Below are 18,481 nucleotides of genomic sequence, written 5' to 3' on the forward strand. Positions count from 1 at the left end.
GAGAGGGGATCAGGCCGTCGCAGGATTGGGTGCGGCGGCCTCTTCCTTCGCCAATGCGATGGCCTCCGGAGATCCGTTTGCTGGCGGCTTCGGCCGCGCCCCCAGGCGATCGATCATCGCGAAGACGAACGGATTCAGCGAAATCGACAAAAGGGCGGCGGCCAGAATCAGGTCGTGGGTCTCTTGGCTCATTCCCCCGAGGCTGACGCTCAGGGCGGCGAGGATGAAGGAAAACTCACCGATCTGCGCGAGCGCCGCAGCGACCGTCAGGCTTGTCGCCCGGTCCAGCTTGAACAGTGTCGTGATGCCCAACGCGGCGATGGACTTGCCGACGATGACAATGCCGAGGACCCCCAGCACCGCCAACGGTTCGCGCAGGAGGATGGTGGGGTCGAACAGCATCCCCACCGAAACAAAGAACAGGACGGCGAAGGCATCCCGAAGCGGCAGGGAGCGTTCCGCCGCATTATGGCCCAGCGGTGAGCTGTTCAGCACCAAACCCGCGAGGAACGCCCCCAGGGCGAAAGAATGGAACAGCTGATAGGCCAGCCATGCGATGCCAAGGGCGATGGCCAGCACGCCGAGGGTGAACAGCTCCCGCGAGCGGGTATGGGCGATCCGGATCAGCAGCCACGGCAGGACCCGGGTGCCGACCACCAGCATGAACACCACGAAGAAGGCCACCTTCATCAGGGTCCAGCCAATTGACTGTCCCATCGCGACCACGCTCGCCGCTTCGCCTGCGCCCGCCACCAGCAGAGGGAGGACCACCAGCGCAAGGACGATCACGAGGTCTTCGACAATCAGCCATCCCATGGCGATCCGGCCGACCTCGGCCTTGACCTGCTTCCGTTCCTCGAGCGCCCTCAGCAGCACGACGGTTGACGCGACGGACAGGGCGAAGCCCATCAACACGGCTTCGAGATCGTCCATGCCCATAAGGCGGCCCATGCCCCAGCCGAGCCCGGTCGCCACCGTGATCTGCGCCAGGGCGCCGGGAATGGCGATCCTGCGCACCCTCATCAGGTCCGCGAGCGAGAAATGCAGCCCGACGCCGAACATCAGCAGGATGACGCCGATCTCAGCCAGCTGCGGCGCCAGTTCGGTGTCCGCGACGAATCCGATCGTGTACGGCCCGACGACAACCCCCGCGACGAGGTAGCCCACCAGCGGAGACAATTTCAGCCGGTTAGCCAACATCCCGAACGCGAAGGCCAGCACGAAACCGCTGACCAGGGTGAGGATCAGGTTGTCGGCATGCGGCATCGGCGCTCCTTTGGGCGGGCGGGAAGTTCCTCGATGGGGAAGCGCGACATTTGAGGGCTGCCACGCGTTGGCGCAAGCTGCGACGCCCGCCCGGCGCGCCGCGCGACACGATTGCCACTTCGCGTCCGCCGTCCGGGCTGCTAACCGGACTGTCCCCTATTTCAGCGACCCGAATGAAAATCCCACGCATCGCCCTGGCCGCCTACGGCTTCGCCCTCCTGATCATCGTCATCGACCAGCTGACCAAGGCCTGGGTGATTTCCGGCCTGGATCTGCGGGAGGTGGGCCGGGTTGTTGTGTGGCCGCCTGTCTTCAACTTCACCTGGGTCGAGAACCGGGGCGTCAGCTTTGGTCTGTTCGGCGACGGATCGGCACGCTGGATGCTCAGCGCCTTCTCGATTGTGGTCGCGGGCATTCTGGGCTGGTGGGCCCTCAAGGCCGACCGCCGGCTGCTGGTCAGCGCCATTGGTCTGATCATGGGCGGCGCCATCGGCAACGTCGTTGATCGCATCCGCTTCGGCTTCGTGGTCGATTTTCTCGATTTCTCGGGGACGGGCGTCTTCCCCTGGGTGTTCAACGTCGCCGACAGCGCCATCACCGTCGGCGTGGTCCTGCTCATCCTCGACAGCATCCTGTCGGAGCGCGCCGCCAAGGTTGGCGTCGCCGCCGAAAAGTCGTAATCAGCCGCTTCCTTCCAAGGTCTACGCGCGCGCCCCGGGCGCGCCCAGCCGAGATTGTCCATGCGCCTTACCCGCACCGCCGTCCTGACCCTCGCCGCATCGGCCCTCGTGCTGGGCGGCTGCGGCTCGCTGCGCCAGAGCGTAGGGCTGACCAAGATCACTCCGGACGAGTTCCTGACCGTTTCCACCGCGCCGCTGACAGTGCCGCCGGAATACGGCCTGCGTCCGCCGGCCCCGGGCCAGCCGCGTCCGCAGGAACTGGCGCCGGAGTCGGCCGCCCGTCAGATTCTTCTGGGTCAACGGCAGGCCGTGACCCGTTCGCCGGGTGAGCAGGTGCTGGTCGCCCAGGCCGGCGGGGATCGGGCCGACCCCCTCGCCCGCTATGTCATCGACGACGAGTTCGGCGACCTGGCCCACAAGGAAGAGGGCTGGGCCAACCGGATCCTGTTCTGGCGCCGCGACGACGCCGCATCACAGGCGCCGACGACGTCGCAGACCGCCAATGGAGCGATCACCATCGACGCCCAGAGCGAATACGCGCGGTTGCAGGCCCTGACCGGCGGTCAGGCCGGCATCGTCATCGCCCCGCGTCGCGACACCGGCTTCAAACTCCCCGGCCTCTAGGTTCGGACGTCGCGAGACATCCGCGACAATGACCCGAGACATTGCGGGCGGGACAAGCGCGACTCGTCGGCCGCGACAACCGCGACATTTTCCGAGACACCGGGGACAACCGCGACCCCGCTGACGGTCATGCCTTGGCGGCGCCAGCCCTGAGGCCGCGCTCGGCGAGCGCGACGACGGCCACCCCGGCGATGCTCAAGGCCGCTCCGGTCAGGATCTGCGGCGTCAGAACGTCGCCCATCCACAGCCATCCGATCAGGATGGAGACCACCGGTGTGGCCAGCAGGTAGGGCGTCACCCGCCCCGCTTCCCGCTTCTGCACCAACCAGAACACCAGGGTGGTCGCCAGCACCGACGACACCAGCCCGGCCCATGCCACCGCGCCCCAGACGAGGGGCGTCGCCGCCTGCACGGCTTCCAGATGACCGCGCTCGAACGCGGCCGAGGCGAAGGCGAGGCTCGGCAAGGCGGTCAGCGCCAGCAGTCCCTGCATCTTGAGCGGCGGGATGGACGTCGTCCGTCGGGCTATGACCGTGGTCACGGCCCAGGCGGCGCTTCCGGCGATCCCGACGAGAATGGCCCCCCAGTCCTCGATTGCGTGCGGGTCGAGCGTCATCCACGCGATCCCGGCGAAGGCCACGCCCATGCCGATCAGGGCGTATCGCGAGATTCGCTCTCGCAGCAGCAGGAAGGCGAACAGGGCCGTGAACGGCACCCACAGTTGCGTGGCCACCGCAACGGGACTGACATCCCGCGCCAGCCAGAAGGCCAGATAGATCAGGCCGTAGTGGATCGGCCCGCCCACGATCATGATGATCAGCAAGCTCTTCCAGTTCGGGAAGGGCGGTCGCACGAAGGGGATCAGACAGGCCGCCGCCAGACCAAACCGCATCGCCCCGACCATCAGCGGCGGCAGGGTCTCGGTGGCCAGTTTGGCGGCTGCGTTGTTGACGCCCCAGATCACCACCACCGCCACGATGGCGGCGATCTCGATCAGGGAGAGCGGGCTGTGGGGCTTGTCGGGTGTGATCACGGGAAGCCTATGCCACGCGCCGCCGTGATCCGCCCGTCAAAGCCGGTAACCGACCGTTTCCAAGGTCGACCCCGCGCCTAGAACGGGATGTCGTCGTTCAGGTCGTAACTTTCCTTGGGACCGCTCGGCTTGTTGGCGCCACCGGTCGAGAAGCCGGAGGAGTAGTCGTCATCGCCGCCTCGCGAGGCGCCGCCGCCGTCGCCGCGACCGCCCAGCATGGTCAGTTCGCCGCGGAACTTCTGCAGCACGATCTCGGTCGAATATTTCTCGACCCCGTTCTGCTCGTACTTGCGGGTCTGCAACGAGCCTTCGACATAAACCGTCGAGCCCTTCTTCAGGTAGTTTTCGGCCACCTTGACGATGTTCTCGTTGAAGATGACCACGCGGTGCCACTCGGTCTTTTCCTTGCGCTCGCCCGTGGCCTTGTCGCGCCACTGTTCGGAGGTCGCCAGCGACAGGTTGGCGACGCGTTCGCCCGAGTTGAGGGTGCGGATTTCCGGATCCTTGCCCAGATTGCCGACCAAAATGACCTTGTTGACGCTGCCCGCCATCACCGATTCCTTTTCATGGGCCTGAAGCGCCTACACGCCGGCCGGTTTTTACGTGGGCCGCAATCTAGCCGATCGCGAACCGATGTTCCAGTTTTGTTCGCTATTGTCCCGGGGAGGGTTCAGTCGGCGTATCGACCGGCGCCGCGACGCCGACCGGGCGACCGCTTTCATCCCGTGTGATCGCCCCTGGCATGGCAAGGCGGCCATCCCCCGTCCTCGCGAGGAGGAAGAAGCGGGAGCCGTCCAGCGACTTGCCGATCCATACGCCCTCCCGGTCAATGAAGATGAATTGACCCTGATAGGCGCCCGTGACCTCCTGGCGGCTGCCGCCCTGACGCAGGAAGCGCACGCGCATCTCCTCGAGCCGCGCGGCGCAGTGCTCGATCTGCGGCTGGTCCTCGGCCAGTTTGTGGAAGGCGGGCGTCTCGCCGCCTTCCCGGGTCTCCACGCTGAAGCAGACGCCGGGTTCGTACGGCGCATCGACGCCGCCGCCGCAGGCGGTGAGAGCGACGGCGGCGAGGCCGGCGGCGACAACAAGGGCCGGGCGTGTCATCAGCGAAGGTCCGGGAATTGGCAGCTGCGATCCTGTTCGACCAGGGTGCGGAAGCGGTTGTTGTCGGGCGATTGCTCCACGCGGCGAGGCACGAGGCGCAGGGTCGTATTGCCCCAACGACCATAGAGGGCGTCGCCCGGCCGGACGCAGGTGCCGGAGTAAAGCGCCTGAACGCAGGCGTTCAGGCTCATGTTGGACGACAGTGCGCGCCAGTCTGAACCGGTGTGACGCAGGCACTGGGCCCCCGCGGCCGCCGTCTGCACCTGCGGCTGGTCGGGCCGCGCGGGCTCGGGGGCGGCTGACGACGGCTGAGGCTCGGCCGCCGCCACTTCGACCGGCGGCTCGATCACCGGCGCGGCCGGCAGGGCGACCAGCGCGCCGGTCTCATCGACGCCCACGTCGAGGGCGTCCGTCGCCACGCCGTTGCGTCGCGCGCAGTCCGCCAGCGTCGCCATGCCGACGAACTGCCCGTCGACGTAGCAACGTAACTCGCGGGTGGTGTTCAGCTCAGGCGCATCGGCCACAGCGACCGTCAGTCCGCCCTGCGCCGCCGGCGGCGGCGCGGGATTACGATCCCGACCGGCCGAAAGAACCAACGCGATCACCACGGCGGCCACAATCGCCAGGCCGGCGCCGATGGCGATGAGGATGCGGTTGTCCTGGGGCATGAATGGCTCGCGCGGCTGGGGAGTCCAATAACCCCGCCGGGCCATGCCGCGTCAACGCCCTTCGTCGACTGTGCGTCTAGCCGCCGAGGCGCGCGAGAGCGGCCTGATAGTTGGCGAGCTGGTTGGTCAGATAGGCCGGCACAGGGCCGTTGGAGCCGGCCGGCGCCTTGTTGGCGGGGTTCAGCGAGCGGTAGGCGTCGCGCACCGCCTTCATCGCCGCCTGGATGCGCTCGCCGGCTGTCTTGACCGCGGCCGCATCCCCCAGTCGGAGATTACCCGGCAGGTCCAAACCGAACGTCTTGCGCACGTCGTCGCCTGCGGACGCCCCGATATAGCCGGACGACAGGCCGAGTCCCGCCAACGCGTCGCGCCCCGTCTCGCCGGGGGTCAGCACCGCACCCGACTTGCCGTCGCGCGCCATCATCGACAGGCGCTGGAAACCGCCCGTGGTGGTGGTGATCTCGCCGTCCTTGCCCGTCACCGATCCGCCCTCGGAGGCGACGGTCACCTTCAGCTTGCCGTTGGACGCGATCTCGATCTTCCGGGCCAGGGTGGCGAGGGTGTCCTTGGCGGCGATGGTGACTGAAACCGAACGGCCGCCGTCCGCCGGACTGATGTAGAATCGGTCCCCGACACGCAGCGAGGTGGCGTCGACCAGACGCTTCGAATCGCTTTGATCGATTTCGCCCTGGGGCAGGCCCAGTCGGTCCAGCACGCTGGCGCCGCCCGACGCCACCGCCAAGGCCAGGGGACGGGCCTGATCACCGTCGCCGGACCAGCTCCGCTCGTATTCGACGACGCCGCTGGCGGGATCGATGCGCGCCAGATAGCCCCGCGTCGGGTCGTCGTCGTTCGCCACCGGGTCACGATCAGCGATACCGGTGATCCAGACCTTGCCGTTATGCACCTTGACGTCGGCGGCGCTGTCATCGCCCCCGCCGCCATACCAGGTCATCCGGTCGCCGGTCGAGGCCGTCAGGTCGCCGCTCAGGGTGGCGATGAAGACGTCCTTTCCGCCGGAGTGGGCGCGGGTGACCGTTCCGGCCGCCAGCCCGCTGTCGCGGCTTGTGCCGGTCAGGATGATTTGGCCGCCCGAGACGGTTACGCCCCGGATCTCGCCCGTGATCGCGCCGAGATCGCGGGTCGAGGCCAGCGTCGGCGCGCCCGCTGCGCCGAGGGTGAAGTGGCGCACGACGGCGCGGCCGTTCTCCACGCCCGCGGTGTAGAGGTTCGAGCCCTCGATGGTCATGGCGTCGACGCTGTCGTCGCTGCCCGTCCCGAACTGCGCCGTCGCCGTGGCCGTGACGGTTATGCCGGCGGTCGGATAGGGTTCCCCGGCCTTGAAGGCCTGCACGTAGCCGTCCCAGCCTCCGAGCGCGGCGGCGCCCGGTATCGCCGATTTGGCGCGGCCGCCGATATAGACCACGCCGTCGGCGCCGAAACTGACCGAGGTCGCCTCATCGGCGGCGCGGGCGCCCCGCCGTTGCGTCCAGAGCTCCTTGCCCTCCCGGTCGAAAACCGTGACGAAACTGTCGGCGACATCGGCGACGGCCCCGGTCTTGCCCGCGTCGGTCGAGCTCGTGCCGAGCGCGCCGGTCACGGATCCGGCCACGGCGACGTCGCCGTTGGCGTCGATGGCGATGGCGTATCCGCTGGCGGTGGAGGCCGCGCCGAGGGTCCGGGTCGCTACCAGACGCCCGGCCGTATCGTATTTCATCAGGGCGACGTCCCGAACGCCCTTGATCGGCTGGGTGTCCGGGCCGGCCGTGACGTCCGCCACGATCCACAGCGAGCCGTCAGGCCCGGTCGCGCTGGCGCGAACATTCTCGACGCCCGGCGGCAGGGCGTCCTGTGACAGGCGACCGTCGACCCAGTGCGTCTCGCCGATACCGCCGCCGGTGGGCTGGGTCGCCGTGCCGCCGTCGCTCTGGAACTTCAGCAGCTGGGTCCCGCCGGCGGTCCCGGCCGACTGCACGACATAGACGGCGTCCGAGGTCTCGGGAGCGGTGAAACCGACCGTTTCAGTCGAGGTTCCACGGATGGCGAGGGCCCATTTGTCGGGCCCGGCGGGCAAGGTCACGGGCTTGCCGTTCACCTGGATGATCTTCGCCTCGGCCTTGATCTGCTCGCGCCCGACGCGGGTCTGGAATCCCGCTGCATCGAGCTTGCCGTTGATATGGAGGAGGACGTTGTCAAGCGTCCGGGGCGTCGCGCCCATGTCGGCGAGGTCGATCGGCACCGCCGTGGTCTGGGAGTCGGCGATTCCGACCGGGACCTTGATTGTGATGCTGAAACGGGTGTCGCCCTGGAAGGCGGCCACCGGCGTGTCGACCGAACCCTCATGGATCGGGCCGGTGATGGAGTTGGCGCTGTCGCGAAGCACGGCGGCCGTCGTCTTGCTCGTCATCTTCGACGTGCCCTGCACCATCCGGATGTCGGCGAACTCGGACGTGGACAGCCACGCGCCGATCTCGGTCAGGCCGGCGGAGAAGCGTTTGTCCAGCTGCGCCAGCTCGAGGGCCCCGACCCCCTTCGTTCCGGACCGGTTCACCAGGGCGTTCAGCGTATCCAGCCCCTGGTAGAGCGCGAACAGCTTCTTGTAGTCCGCGGACGCCGTCTTGACGTCCAGACGGGCGGCGTCCTCGTTGATGAACTTGCGTCCGCCCAGCGCCGCGCGGACGAGGGCGTCCGCCTTCGGGGCCTCGACCGTGGTGGACCAGGGGGGCGTCGGCTGCTTGCGGGCGGCCTGACTCAGGGCGGCCGTCGTCGTGGGGGCGGGTGCGAAAGACGCCGTCCCTCCGAAAAGACCCAGAAGATAGCTGTTGTTGATCACGCCGAACTCCCGGCCGCCAGTGTGACGGGACGAGCGTAAGGAGGTCTTAACGTCCGGCCGGGGAGGGACTCCGAACGCGACTCAGGGAACAATGTCAGGTGGCGACTGTTATGCGGTCGCCTCTGAAGCAGGAGACGTGCGTCATGTCTGCCTTCGTTGAAGCCCTGAGATCGCTGCTAGCCCTGTACGGCTTGGGTCATCGCGCCCAACGGCGACGACCGGCGCCAGTCTATATCGGCCGTCCGGGGACCGGGCGTATCTGAGGCTCAGCCGCCGCGGAACAGCGACAGGATGATCTGCGGCGCCTGATTGGCGATCGAAAGCGACTGCGCGCCCAGTTGTTGCTGAACCTGCAGGGCCTGCAGCCGGGCGCTCTCCTTGGCTAGGTCGGCGTCGACAAGGTTGCCGATTCCCGACTCCAGCGTGTCCACCAGCTTGGTCACGAAACTGTTGTGGGCTTCGATCTGTTTGGCTTGAGCGCCGATTTCGCCGAGGGATGCGTTGAGCTGGGTGATCGAGTCGTCCAGACGGGTCAGGGCCTGCGTGGCGCCGGTCAGGGTCAGCAGGCTGTCCGACAGCGTCAGGTCGATGATGCCTCCGCCCAGGGTGAGGTTCTTGGCCGACAGAGTGACGAAGGAGGTCGCGTCGGCGTTGGCGAGGAAGCGGATGCCTGTGCTCAGAGTGCCGTTGAGGATGTTGCCGCCATCGAAGGCGGCGTTGTCCACCGCCGAGGCGATGGCCTTCAGAAGGGCCTTGAAGTCGGCGTTGAGCAGTTCGCGCGATTGAGTCTTCAGCGAGGAGTCTTTGGCCGCGACGACTTTCTCTTTGAGCTGGTTGAGCAGGTCGGACACCGATTCGCCGGCGGACAGGGCCACGTCGGCGATCGAGGTCGCGCGGTCGAGGCTCTGCTTGACTGCGCTGAGGGCGCCGACATCCGCGCGCTGCTGTTGAGCGATAGCCCAGATGGCGGCGTTGTCCTTGGCGCCCTGCACCTTCAGGCCGGTCGAAATGCGGCTCTGCACGTCACCGAGGCGCGTATTGGTCTGCGACAGGTTCTGCAGCGCGATGGCGGCGGAAGTGTTGGTGTGGACGCTGTTCGTCATCCGACTCGGCCTTTCAGGTTTGGCCAAGGCTAGAGGGCGAACCGTGCACACATGGTTAACGACCGCTAACCACGCGTTTTAACCGCGCGGATCGCTCCTGCGCGGCGGGTCTTGCGAATACGCTGTGGCGTCAGGCCTTGGTGTCGAACACCGAACCGGCGCTGTACTGGGCGGCCTGCATCAGATCGAGGACCTGTTCACGCGGAAGCTGTTTGACGACCTCGCCGGTGACCCGGTCGAGCGTCTTGTAGACAAAGGACCCCGACTGCGGCCCCTCCTCGATGACCAGCCGGTAGCGCGCGGCGCGCTCGGCCTCCTCGGCGAACCGGGAATCCTGGAAATCGCCGCTCGCGGTGGACGCGGCGGCGGGCTGAACGGCGACGACGCCGATCGGACTTATCTTGGCATTGCTTTGCATCTCTCCTTCCGTCGGCGTTCAGCCGACGTCTCCGTGAAACGGCCCGGATCGGTCGGGCGGGATCCGCAGATCCCGCCCTTCCGGTCGATCCTTAGCGGAACAGTCCGAGCAGGATGGAGGTCGAGGAGTTGGCGATCGACAGCGCCTGCACACCCAGCTGTTGCTTGGTTTGCAGAGCCTGCAGTCGGGCGCTTTCCTTGGCCAGATCGGCGTCCACCAGATTGCCGATGCCGGACTCGATGCTGTCTTGCAGCTTGCCGACGAAGGTCAGGTGGGTCGCGAACGACTTGGAGCCGGTGCCCAGGCGAGCCAGGGAAGCCGAGACCTTGTCGATCGAGGCGTTGACCGCGGTCAGGGCCGTAGCGGCCAGCGTCGAGGTGCCGATGGTGGTCGTGGCCGTGACGGTCACGTTCGTACCGCCGAGCAACAGGTTTTCACCCGCCACCTTGATGGTCGAACCCGCCGTGTTGGACAGGGCCTTGAAGCCGTTCGTCGTGGTCGAGTTGTCGAGCAGGTTCACGCCGTTGAACTTGGCGTTGGCCACGACGGTGGCGATCTGGTCGCGGATGGCCTTGAAGTCTTCGTTCAGGGCCGAGCGAGCAGAAGTGGTCAGGCTCTTGTCCGTGGCGGACAGGGCCTTCTCCTTCAGTTGGGCGAGCAGGTCGGAGACCGACTCACCGGCCGAAAGAGCGACGTCCACGGCCGACTGGCCGCGGTTCAGGCTGTCCTTGACCGCATTCAGCGCGCCCAGTTCGGCACGTTGGCCCTGGGCGATGGCGAAGATGGCGCCATTGTCCTTGGCGGACGAAACCATTTTGCCGGTGTTGATGCGATTTTGAACCGTGGACAGTTCATTGTTCGTGACCTGCAGGTTCTGGAGGGCGATCATTGCGCCCATGTTCGTGTTAACGCTGTTCAGCGCCATGGCACGTAGTCCTTCTTTCAAGGTGTCCGACGCCATTTTGGCTGCCGGGAGCGTTTTGCTCGGCAGTGCCACGAGCAAGGACGGGACCAGTCTCTTTTCGGTCATGCCAGACCGCCGGTTATTGATTTTGCTGCGTTAGTTCCTGTTAAGGACATCGGAGGGACGGCAGGACTTGCCGGGTCCCCGGCAGTTTTTGCCGGGCGACACTGCAGAAACTGCCGAAGTGACTGAATGTCCGTCGTAAACGTGGGACACTTTCGGACACTTCGATGACGAATCAGGGCGACGCCGTCCGCCAGCGGTCCAGAAGCGCGCGTTCGGCCAGCAGGGTTTCGACCGCCAGCCGCCGGGCGGCGTCGCACTCGGCCAGGGCCAGGCCCCGGGCGAGATAGGACGACTCGAGGTCACCGACCGTCGGCGCCTCCGGCAACCGGTCCAGCCGGCATGGCATCTGGGCCATATCCGGGAGAACCAGCCGCGGCGGGGGCGCAGAGGGCGGGGGCGCGCCGGCACAGTTCGCGATCATGAGCCCGCAGGCGGGCCACGCGATCCGGATCCAGCGGAATGAGGGCGTCATGGGCGTTCCTCGCCTCTGTGTCGATGACAGCGGTTGCCCGCGCCAGTTCTACGGATTGTTGATGTTGGCGCTCGAGCCGGCGCGCGAGAGACGCCGCGCCCTCGACCTCGAGACGGCGGGCGGCGGCGTCGGCTGCGGCGCTATCCGCCCGCCGTTCGGCGGCTTCCAGACGACGGGCTGCGAGACCGAAGGGGTCCCAGCCGAAGCCGAGCCCCCGGCCCAACCCTATCAGCGCGACCGCAAGCGCGATCACGAGCAGCAGCCATCGCGCCGGCGCCAAGGCGCGCAGGATGGACGGGGCGGTCACGGGAACACCGCCCGGTCGAGCTCGAAATGCGGTCCGTCCCGCAGCGTCGGCCAGTCGCCGCCCCAGACTATGGCGGTGCCCTGACGCACCGCCGCCGCCTTGAAGGCCGCCGCGATGCGCGGATAGAGCGGCCAGTCCCAACGCACCTGCCCGTCGACCATGGCCGCCACGTCGATGGCGTGACCGGTCAGGTGCCGGGAGTGTTTCGTGCGGCTGGCCCCGGCGCGGATGAGGGCGCGCTGCCGCTCCCTGGTGCGCAGGCCCTCGGTGATCATGAAGTCGACGGGGCTGAGCGCGACAGCCTCGCGCGCCAGAGCGACCAAGCGGGGATGCACCCCGACGAGCCGCTTCATCGACCGTTCGGAGAGACGAACGCCCATCAGCGTCCCTCCCCGCCTAGCGGCGGCCGCAGCGAACGAAGACTGGCGATCAGCTGCTGGGCCGTCGGAGCGACCAGATACAGGATCATGGTCAGGGCCAGCAGGCCCATCAGCCCTTTGGCGAGCGGAAGCGCGGCCTCAGGCGGCGTTAACGCGATCAAACGGTCCAGCAGCAGCCAGGCGGCCCCGGTGCTGGCGAACACATAGAGGCGACGCCAGAGCCAGCGGCCCTCGGCCAGCGGCGACGGCTCGGCGTGACGACAGGTCGGATCAATCATCGATCGTCCTCCCGGTCATCGGCGCCGTGAAGCGCGGCCCGACGGTCGGCTCCAGCCTGACGATAAAGGTCGTCGACGGAGAGCTGAAACGGGGCGTCCCATGCCTCGGTGTCGAGCACGGTCGGTTCGGGTGGCTTGCGAGTTCTGATCATTGCTCTCACCCCTCGGCGATCAGCCAGACACGGCCGGTCGCTCCAGCTCCGCCTCCGCCGCCGGCGGTCTCCCCGGCTCCACCGCCGCCTCCGCCCCCACCGGCGGACCCGCCGCCCGCGCCGTCATGGCCGACACCCGAGGCCGAGGCCCCGCCTCCGCCACCGCCGCCTCCCGCCCAGTACAGCTCCGGCTGGGGTGAGGCTGAACCGGTTACGCCCGGGGCCCCGGTCCCGCCGGCCCCACCGACGGCCTTGACCGCCAGGACGCCGCCGTCGCCCCCCGGACCGCCGGACCGCGCCGTTGCAGACTCGTCCAGTCCCCCGCCCGCCCCGCCTCCGCCGGGAGCGTCCGGACGATCGAAGCTCTTGCCCGCCGCGCCGGTCGCCGTGACGCTGGACTCTCCGCCGCCGTTGGAGTCGGGCGCACCCGCGCCCGCCACGCCCGCAGCTCCGCCGGAGCCGCCCCCGAGGCCGCCGCCCCCGCCACCCGTGGCGAGGAGCAACACCGTCGAGCCGAGATAGACGGCCGAACCGCTGCCCGAAGATCCGGCCGACGCGACGCCGCCCGCGCCTCCGGACCCCACGACCACCGACAACCCGGCCGTCAGCTGGTCCGCCGGCCATGTCGCCCGGCTGACGCCGCCCGCACCGCCGCCGCCGCCGCCGAAGCGGGAGCCCGATGCGCCGAAGGCCCCGGCGCCGCCACCGCCCCCGCCGCCCACCGCGACCGCCTCGATCGTCCGCGCCCACGTCGGGACGGCGTAGGCTCCCCCTGCGCCAAAGGCGGTCACCGCGCGCCGGACGGCGCCCCGTTCAAAGCTGACATGGCCCGAGGTGCGATCGACCGACCAGACATCCCGCCAGGTCGAGCCGTCAGCGCTGACCTTCAGTCTCAGGTCATCGTCACCGATCAGGCCCAGTTCGGCGCGGCCCTCCCAGCCGCTCTGGAACAGCAGCGACAGAACGTCGGTCGGGCCTTCCTTGTTGAAGGTCAGGCGCAGATCGCCGTCGCCGCCGTCGCTGGACGCAAGCGCGGTCCACAAAGCCTTGTTGAGTCGGGCCGCGAAGGGATTGGCCGCGTCGGCCGTGGTCCCGAGACCCACGCGCGTCAGATTCTGGATCACGTCCAGCCGCTCGCCGAGCGCAACCCAGCCGCCACCGGCCCGGATCACCAATTCGTCGGCGTCGAGCACCAGGGCCACCAGACCATCAGAGGCCTCGACGAGACTCCAGCCCCCGCCCTCGGCGCGCAGCAACGAACCCTCTGGCCGCCCGGTCCAGGCGGACCCGGTCGCGCCCGGCGGCAGGATGTACAGGGCGCCGTCGGGAGGCCCCGGGGGCTGCATGGATTCTGTCCGGCTGACCACGGCGGTCTGAACCACGGCGTCCAGCCGGGTCAGGGCCTCGTTCAGGGTCACATGCTTCTGCATCTGGCCCGCCGCCAGATAGGGAAGGCCGAGACGGGCGGTCTGGTCGTCACTCATCGATAGGTCTCCGAAAAACTGTCGGAGATCAGTCTGCGCCCGCCCGCTCATGGGGCGGGTTCAGGACCCTGAATCGTGAGCCAGATCGTTTCAGATCAATGGCTTGATCCGAAAAAATATGATGGCTGGAGCCGAAATGTCAGCATAACTGATCGGCGTTCAGTCATGCAGATAGACAACGCGCCTCAGCCCACCCCTGCGCCGCATCTCGGCGACGTGACTTACATGCTCGCCGCTCGCCCTGGCGTCCCGCTCGCTGGCCTCGACCCAGTGGGTGGTCTGAATATCCTTCTGCAGCGCCGTCGCCGCCATCAGGTGTCCCCGGAACAGGACGTCGGCGATGCTCGGCACGAAATCGAGAAACGGAATTTCGCCGACCATGGTGGTGACGCTGTCGAGGCCGAGATAGGCGATCATTCGCGCGAAGGTGCCCGGAGACGCCTTCACCTTCGCCGCCTGCACCAGCAGCCAGCCCGCTCCGCCGACGGAGTAGACCGTCCCGACCACGGGCACCCACGTCAGCAATCCGTCGAGGCCAATGCCGAACGGCCCGATCCCGATGACCTTGTCGGAGAGCTTCTTCATGCCCTCGACATCGGTCCAGATTTTCTCGATATCGCCGATGGTCCGTCTGGCCATGCCGCCCCTCCGAAGCGAGACCGTAACGCGCCATGACGCCGCCCGTTCAACAAATCAGACAGGCTCTGCGATCCTGCCGCCGGCGCTGGGCCCCTGCATCGGCCCTGGACGCCGTGGTCCGGCTGGCCCTCGCGGCGCCGCTTGGACTGGCCCTGATCGCCCTCAGCGGGATCGGCCATCGCTGGTTCGACATCCTCGCCCAGTTCACGGGGCCGGCGTTCGTGGTGACGGTGGTCGCAACTACGGTGCTCGCTCTGACCCGGCTGAAGACGGCGGCGCTGCACGGTCTCGCGGCCTGTCTGGCCCTGCTGGCCGCGGCCGCCCCGCAATGGTTCCCGGGCGGGCCAGAGCCAGAGCCCGACGCCCCGATGGTCCGGCTGTATTCCGCGAACCTCTATTACCTGAATGACGACGTCGCCGCGATCCGGGCCTCGATCGAGGCGGCGAACGCTGACGTGGTGGTGTTGATCGAATTGGGCCAAGACGCCGCCGGCCGAATCGACGAGGTGCTGGAAGGCTATCCCCACCGCGCAGCCTCGATACGGCTGGACCAGACGCGCGGCCCCTCGCGGTCGGTGATCGGCTCGCGCTGGCCCCTGACCGCCCTGCCCGACCATCCGGACGGTCTGCACGCGGTCGCGACGGTGGCCCGTACGCCGCTGGGTCGGCTCAACATCGTCGGGGTCCACCTGACCCGCCCCTGGCCGTTCCAGGAGCAGTGGGGCCAGATCAGCCAGACCATGGCCCTGCAGGACGTTGTCGTGGACCTGAACGGCCCGGTCGTGGTGGCGGGAGATTTCAACAGCGTGTCCAGCGCCCGCATCGGCAAGCAGGTGCGGCGCGACCTCGACCTGCACCCGGCGCCGGGCTTTCCCGGCACCTGGCCCTCGGACGTGCCGGCGCCGCTGGGCGTGACCATCGACCAGGTCTACGCCTCGCCCGATCTGGCCTTTCTCAGCCGGCGGTTGGGCAGACCGAACGGCTCGGACCATCGTCCGGTGGTGACGGAGTTCACCCGCGCGGCGCGTTGACGAGGGCCGCCAGCCGCTCGGCGTGCCCGGCGGCGGGGAAGTCGTCGGCGATCCACGCCTCCTCGAAGGCCTTGAGCAGGCGACCCGTCTCGGGGCCGGGTTCGACCCCCAGACGGGCGATATCCCGCCCGCCGACCGGCAGCGGCGGACGTCTCCAGCCATCCGCCAGCGCCAGCAGGCGACGAGCGTGGTCACCCTTGTCGGGAGCCGCCGCCCAACGACGCCAGACGGCGTCCGCCACCGCCCGCGCGCCATGGCGGTAGAGGGCCTCCCGCGCTTGACGATCGCTCATAGACAGGCGCACGGCCGGAAGGGCCAGCGCCGCGAAGGCCAGCCGGTCGCGGGCGGCGTTGGGAAAACGCAGACGAGTGGTCGCATCGCGAACCACGGCCTCTTCGGGTGGGAGCAACATCATCAGCCGCGCGATGGCGTCGCCCCCCTGTTCCACGACGGCGCCGAAAAGCGGCGTCAGCTCCGCCTCGGGCAGAATCTGTTCCAGCACGCCGGCGCCAGCCATGGCGCGCACGGCCGTTCGAGGATCGGGGGCCGAGAGGAGTTTCATCAGCTCGCTGGAGACCCGCTCGGCCGACAGACGCGTCATTCCGGCCGCGAGAGAGCGGCACGCCGCCAACGCAGCCGCGTCCGGCTCGCCGCGCCCGTACCAGGCGTGGAAGCGGAAGAAGCGCAGGATGCGCAGAAAGTCCTCCCGAATGCGGGTCCGGGGCTCGCCGACGAAGACGATCCGTCCCGCCAGCGCGTCGGCAACGCCCTCGCCGGTGGGATCGAACACCAGTCCCTCGGCGTCGGCGTAGAGGGCGTTGAGGCGGAAGTCGCGGCGCGCCGCGTCCTCGGCCCAGTCGTCGGTGAAGGCTACCGTGGCGCTGCGGCCGTCGGTGGAGACGTCACGACGCAGAGTGGTGATCTCGAACGGCGTCCGTTCGGCCACGGCGGTGACGGTGCCGTGGGCGATGCCGGTCGGGACGGACTTCAGCCCGGCGGCGCGAATGGCCCGGTCGGTCTCCTGCGGGGTCAGGGTCGTGGCGATGTCGATGTCGGCGACCGGCTGGCCGATCAGGGCGTTGCGCACGCAGCCGCCGACGAAGCGGGCGCAGCCGATACCGCCGGCGGCCTCCAGCGCGGCCATCACCGCCCGGGTCGAGGGTGCGGTCAGCCAAGGTTGATCCGACAGGCGGGCGGTCACGCCGCGTCCTCGTCGACGGCGGCGGCGGGCTCGGCCTCGTCGCCATAGAGGCGGGCGCGGAGGGCCCGAACAATGGCGGCCGTGGCGCCCCAGATATAGCGCTCGCGCCACGGCATGGCCCAGAACCAGCGGCGCGGGCCGGTCTCCGGATCGTAGAAGTCGCGGCGGTGGTTGGTCGGGTCCATCAGAAAGTCCCACGGGACCTCGAACACCTCGGCGACCTCGTCTGGAGAGGGCGAGACCACCGGCGGCTCGACCAGCCAGCCGACCACCGGCGTGACCATGAAGCCGGTGACGGTCTCGTAGCCGTCGGCGACGCCCAGCACCTCGACCGCCGCGGAGTCCAGCGCCACTTCTTCCTGGGCCTCGCGCAGGGCGGCTTGCACGGCATCTTCGCCGGGGTCCAGGCGACCGCCGGGGAAGGCGATCTGGCCGGTATGGCTGGCGAGGCTGTCGGAGCGCCGGGTCATCAGCACCGTCGCGCCCTCGGGCCGGGCGATGATCGGCACCAGCACGGCGGCGGGACGCAGCGTCCGGCCCGGGCGCGGCGCACCGGGGTTGAGATCGAAGTCGGATCGCATCGGCGGCCCGTCCGGTCGCCAGGCCGAGGCCGGGGCCAGCCGCTCGACCAGCCTTTCGCGCAGAGAGGTCAGGCTCATGCGGCGCCGGCTCCGACCGGTCCGAGCGAAAAGGCTTCATCGCGGGAGCGGACCATCAGCCGGCCGTCCTCGACCGTCCCCCGCTCGACCAGTTCGTAGAATACCGGCCGGGCGATACGGGCCCACAGGTCGGCGCGGACATGCAGGGCGGGCGAGGGCTCGCCGCTGTCCGGATCGGTGTCGACCCGGATCGGATGCTCGGCCCCGGCCTCGACCCTGTCGCCGACGTCGGTGGTGAAGGTCAGTGCACCCTCAGCCTCCGTCATGGCCACCGCGCGGAACGGCAGGTCCTCGACCCGGATCGAGAGCTTCTCGACCGGCGTGACCAGGCAATACCCGTCGGTATCCTTGCGCAGCACCGTCGAGAAAAGTCGGACCAGTTCCGGCCGCCCGATGGGGGAGTTCTCGTGCATCCAGACGCCGTCGCGGCGGATGACGATGTCGATGTCGCCGCAGTGGGACGGGTTCCAAAGGTGAACCGGCGGCAGGCCTAGGCCCGGCGCCTGGGTCGCCGCTTCGGCCACGGCGGCCAGTCCGGTCTTGCTGTCGGCGGGGACGGACATGGATGCAGACTTAAGGCGCCCGGCGGCGCTGGCAATGCCTATCCCGGCGAAGCGCGGTCAGGCGGGTAGGACGAGGCCGGCGGGCAGACCCTCTCCGCGCCACAAGACCCGGCGCGGATCGACCGGGCCGGTCAGGCGAACCTCCGGAGCGACGACGAAGCCGAAGCGGCCGAAATAGGGGGCGTCGCCGACCAGCAGGACGCCCTGCCCCGTCTCCGCCGCGCGGGCCAGGCAGGCCTGGACCAGTTCCGCCCCCAGTCCGGCTCGCCGGTTGTCGGCGGCGACGGCGATCGGGCCCAGGAACAGGGCGGGCGTTCCGCCGACCGTGATCGACCACAGCCGCACCGACCCCAGCAAAACGCCCCCTTCCCGCGCCACGAAGCCTGCGGCGACCGCGGCCCGCTCGCGCAGGCGTTCGGCGGTCTTGGCGAACCGGCCCGGGCCGAAGGCGGCCAGCACCAGCGCCTCGACGGCGGCGGCGTCGGCGGCGGTCTCCACCTCTATGTGCGGAACAGTGGAAAGGATGGGCGTGGCGGACATGGGCGCGCGCACCTAA

General features: G+C 68.8%; 21 protein-coding genes. 3 read left to right on the forward strand and 18 right to left on the reverse strand.

Annotated features, from left to right (window positions below):
* Window positions 1–9: 9 nt before the first annotated feature.
* A complete protein-coding gene (locus tag HNQ67_RS09775; RefSeq protein ID WP_183254898.1) occupies window positions 10–1,266 on the reverse strand; it encodes a cation:proton antiporter domain-containing protein in 1,257 nt (418 codons plus the stop codon).
* Between the two features lie 173 nt (window positions 1,267–1,439).
* Here HNQ67_RS09775 and lspA point away from each other — a divergent pair, with 173 nt between their 5' ends.
* Both lspA and HNQ67_RS09785 read left to right on the forward strand, forming a co-directional pair.
* Window positions 1,440–1,946 (forward strand): signal peptidase II, encoded by a 507-nt coding sequence (lspA, locus tag HNQ67_RS09780; RefSeq protein ID WP_183254900.1) that lies wholly within the window; start codon window positions 1,440–1,442, stop codon window positions 1,944–1,946.
* Window positions 1,947–2,006: 60 nt separating this feature from the next.
* Window positions 2,007–2,570 (forward strand): DUF3035 domain-containing protein, encoded by a 564-nt coding sequence (locus tag HNQ67_RS09785; protein WP_183254902.1) that lies wholly within the window; start codon window positions 2,007–2,009, stop codon window positions 2,568–2,570.
* Between the two features lie 127 nt (window positions 2,571–2,697).
* Here HNQ67_RS09785 and HNQ67_RS09790 read toward each other — a convergent pair whose 3' ends face one another.
* The 13 genes from HNQ67_RS09790 to HNQ67_RS09850 form a co-directional block, all read right to left on the reverse strand.
* Window positions 2,698–3,603 carry an EamA family transporter gene (locus HNQ67_RS09790; RefSeq protein WP_183254904.1) on the reverse strand — a complete coding sequence of 302 codons (906 nt, stop codon included), beginning with the start codon at window positions 3,601–3,603 and terminating at the stop codon, window positions 2,698–2,700.
* Between the two features lie 77 nt (window positions 3,604–3,680).
* Entirely contained in the window at window positions 3,681–4,154 is a 474-nt protein-coding gene (gene ssb, locus HNQ67_RS09795; RefSeq protein WP_183254906.1) for a single-stranded DNA-binding protein, read from the reverse strand.
* A 100-nt stretch (window positions 4,155–4,254) separates the two neighbouring features.
* Window positions 4,255–4,707, reverse strand: a complete 453-nt coding sequence (locus tag HNQ67_RS09800; RefSeq protein ID WP_183254908.1) for a hypothetical protein — start codon at window positions 4,705–4,707, stop codon at window positions 4,255–4,257.
* Window positions 4,707–5,375, reverse strand: coding sequence for a hypothetical protein (locus tag HNQ67_RS09805; protein ID WP_183254910.1), 669 nt, complete (start codon window positions 5,373–5,375; stop codon window positions 4,707–4,709). The genes HNQ67_RS09800 and HNQ67_RS09805 overlap by 1 nt, the downstream gene beginning before the upstream one ends.
* A gap of 76 nt (window positions 5,376–5,451) precedes the next feature.
* Entirely contained in the window at window positions 5,452–8,208 is a 2,757-nt protein-coding gene (locus HNQ67_RS09810; RefSeq protein ID WP_183254912.1) for an RHS repeat domain-containing protein, read from the reverse strand.
* A gap of 266 nt (window positions 8,209–8,474) precedes the next feature.
* On the reverse strand, window positions 8,475–9,311 hold the full coding sequence (locus tag HNQ67_RS09815) for a flagellin (RefSeq protein WP_183254914.1): 837 nt from the start codon (window positions 9,309–9,311) through the stop codon (window positions 8,475–8,477).
* 130 nt (window positions 9,312–9,441) lie between these two features.
* On the reverse strand, window positions 9,442–9,729 hold the full coding sequence (locus HNQ67_RS09820) for a flagellar protein FlaG (RefSeq protein WP_183254916.1): 288 nt from the start codon (window positions 9,727–9,729) through the stop codon (window positions 9,442–9,444).
* 91 nt (window positions 9,730–9,820) lie between these two features.
* Window positions 9,821–10,654, reverse strand: coding sequence for a flagellin (locus tag HNQ67_RS09825; RefSeq protein ID WP_183255556.1), 834 nt, complete (start codon window positions 10,652–10,654; stop codon window positions 9,821–9,823).
* 277 nt (window positions 10,655–10,931) lie between these two features.
* Entirely contained in the window at window positions 10,932–11,114 is a 183-nt protein-coding gene (locus HNQ67_RS09830) for a hypothetical protein (RefSeq protein ID WP_183255628.1), read from the reverse strand.
* Window positions 11,115–11,534: 420 nt separating this feature from the next.
* On the reverse strand, window positions 11,535–11,918 hold the full coding sequence (locus HNQ67_RS09835; protein WP_183254918.1) for a M15 family metallopeptidase: 384 nt from the start codon (window positions 11,916–11,918) through the stop codon (window positions 11,535–11,537).
* Window positions 11,918–12,196 (reverse strand): hypothetical protein, encoded by a 279-nt coding sequence (locus HNQ67_RS09840; protein WP_183254920.1) that lies wholly within the window; start codon window positions 12,194–12,196, stop codon window positions 11,918–11,920. The genes HNQ67_RS09835 and HNQ67_RS09840 overlap by 1 nt, the downstream gene beginning before the upstream one ends.
* Before the next feature lie 157 nt (window positions 12,197–12,353).
* On the reverse strand, window positions 12,354–13,832 hold the full coding sequence (locus HNQ67_RS13755; RefSeq protein WP_183254922.1) for a DUF2793 domain-containing protein: 1,479 nt from the start codon (window positions 13,830–13,832) through the stop codon (window positions 12,354–12,356).
* Between the two features lie 159 nt (window positions 13,833–13,991).
* Complete coding sequence (locus HNQ67_RS09850) at window positions 13,992–14,471, reverse strand: DUF4112 domain-containing protein (RefSeq protein ID WP_183254924.1); 480 nt, start codon at window positions 14,469–14,471, stop codon at window positions 13,992–13,994.
* 32 nt (window positions 14,472–14,503) lie between these two features.
* On the opposite strand from HNQ67_RS09850, the gene HNQ67_RS09855 reads away from it, so the two are divergent.
* Window positions 14,504–15,502, forward strand: a complete 999-nt coding sequence (locus tag HNQ67_RS09855; protein ID WP_183254926.1) for an endonuclease/exonuclease/phosphatase family protein — start codon at window positions 14,504–14,506, stop codon at window positions 15,500–15,502.
* Here the strand turns inward: HNQ67_RS09855 and HNQ67_RS09860 are convergent.
* Genes HNQ67_RS09860 through HNQ67_RS09875 form a run of 4 tightly spaced genes read right to left on the reverse strand, consistent with a single transcriptional unit; the run spans window position 15,483 to window position 18,465 of the window.
* On the reverse strand, window positions 15,483–16,703 hold the full coding sequence (locus HNQ67_RS09860; RefSeq protein WP_343054883.1) for a CCA tRNA nucleotidyltransferase: 1,221 nt from the start codon (window positions 16,701–16,703) through the stop codon (window positions 15,483–15,485). The two genes, HNQ67_RS09855 and HNQ67_RS09860, sit on opposite strands and share 20 nt — an antisense overlap.
* On the reverse strand, window positions 16,700–17,362 hold the full coding sequence (locus HNQ67_RS09865; protein ID WP_183254928.1) for a CoA pyrophosphatase: 663 nt from the start codon (window positions 17,360–17,362) through the stop codon (window positions 16,700–16,702). Before HNQ67_RS09865 ends, HNQ67_RS09860 begins: the two co-directional genes overlap by 4 nt.
* Window positions 17,359–17,925, reverse strand: a complete 567-nt coding sequence (locus HNQ67_RS09870; RefSeq protein ID WP_183254930.1) for a DUF1285 domain-containing protein — start codon at window positions 17,923–17,925, stop codon at window positions 17,359–17,361. Before HNQ67_RS09870 ends, HNQ67_RS09865 begins: the two co-directional genes overlap by 4 nt.
* Before the next feature lie 57 nt (window positions 17,926–17,982).
* Entirely contained in the window at window positions 17,983–18,465 is a 483-nt protein-coding gene (locus HNQ67_RS09875; RefSeq protein WP_183254932.1) for a GNAT family N-acetyltransferase, read from the reverse strand.
* Window positions 18,466–18,481 lie beyond the last annotated feature (16 nt).

Origin of the sequence: Brevundimonas basaltis (assembly GCF_014202075.1) — a bacterium.
In the GTDB taxonomy this organism is placed as follows: Bacteria; Pseudomonadota; Alphaproteobacteria; order Caulobacterales; family Caulobacteraceae; genus Brevundimonas; species Brevundimonas basaltis.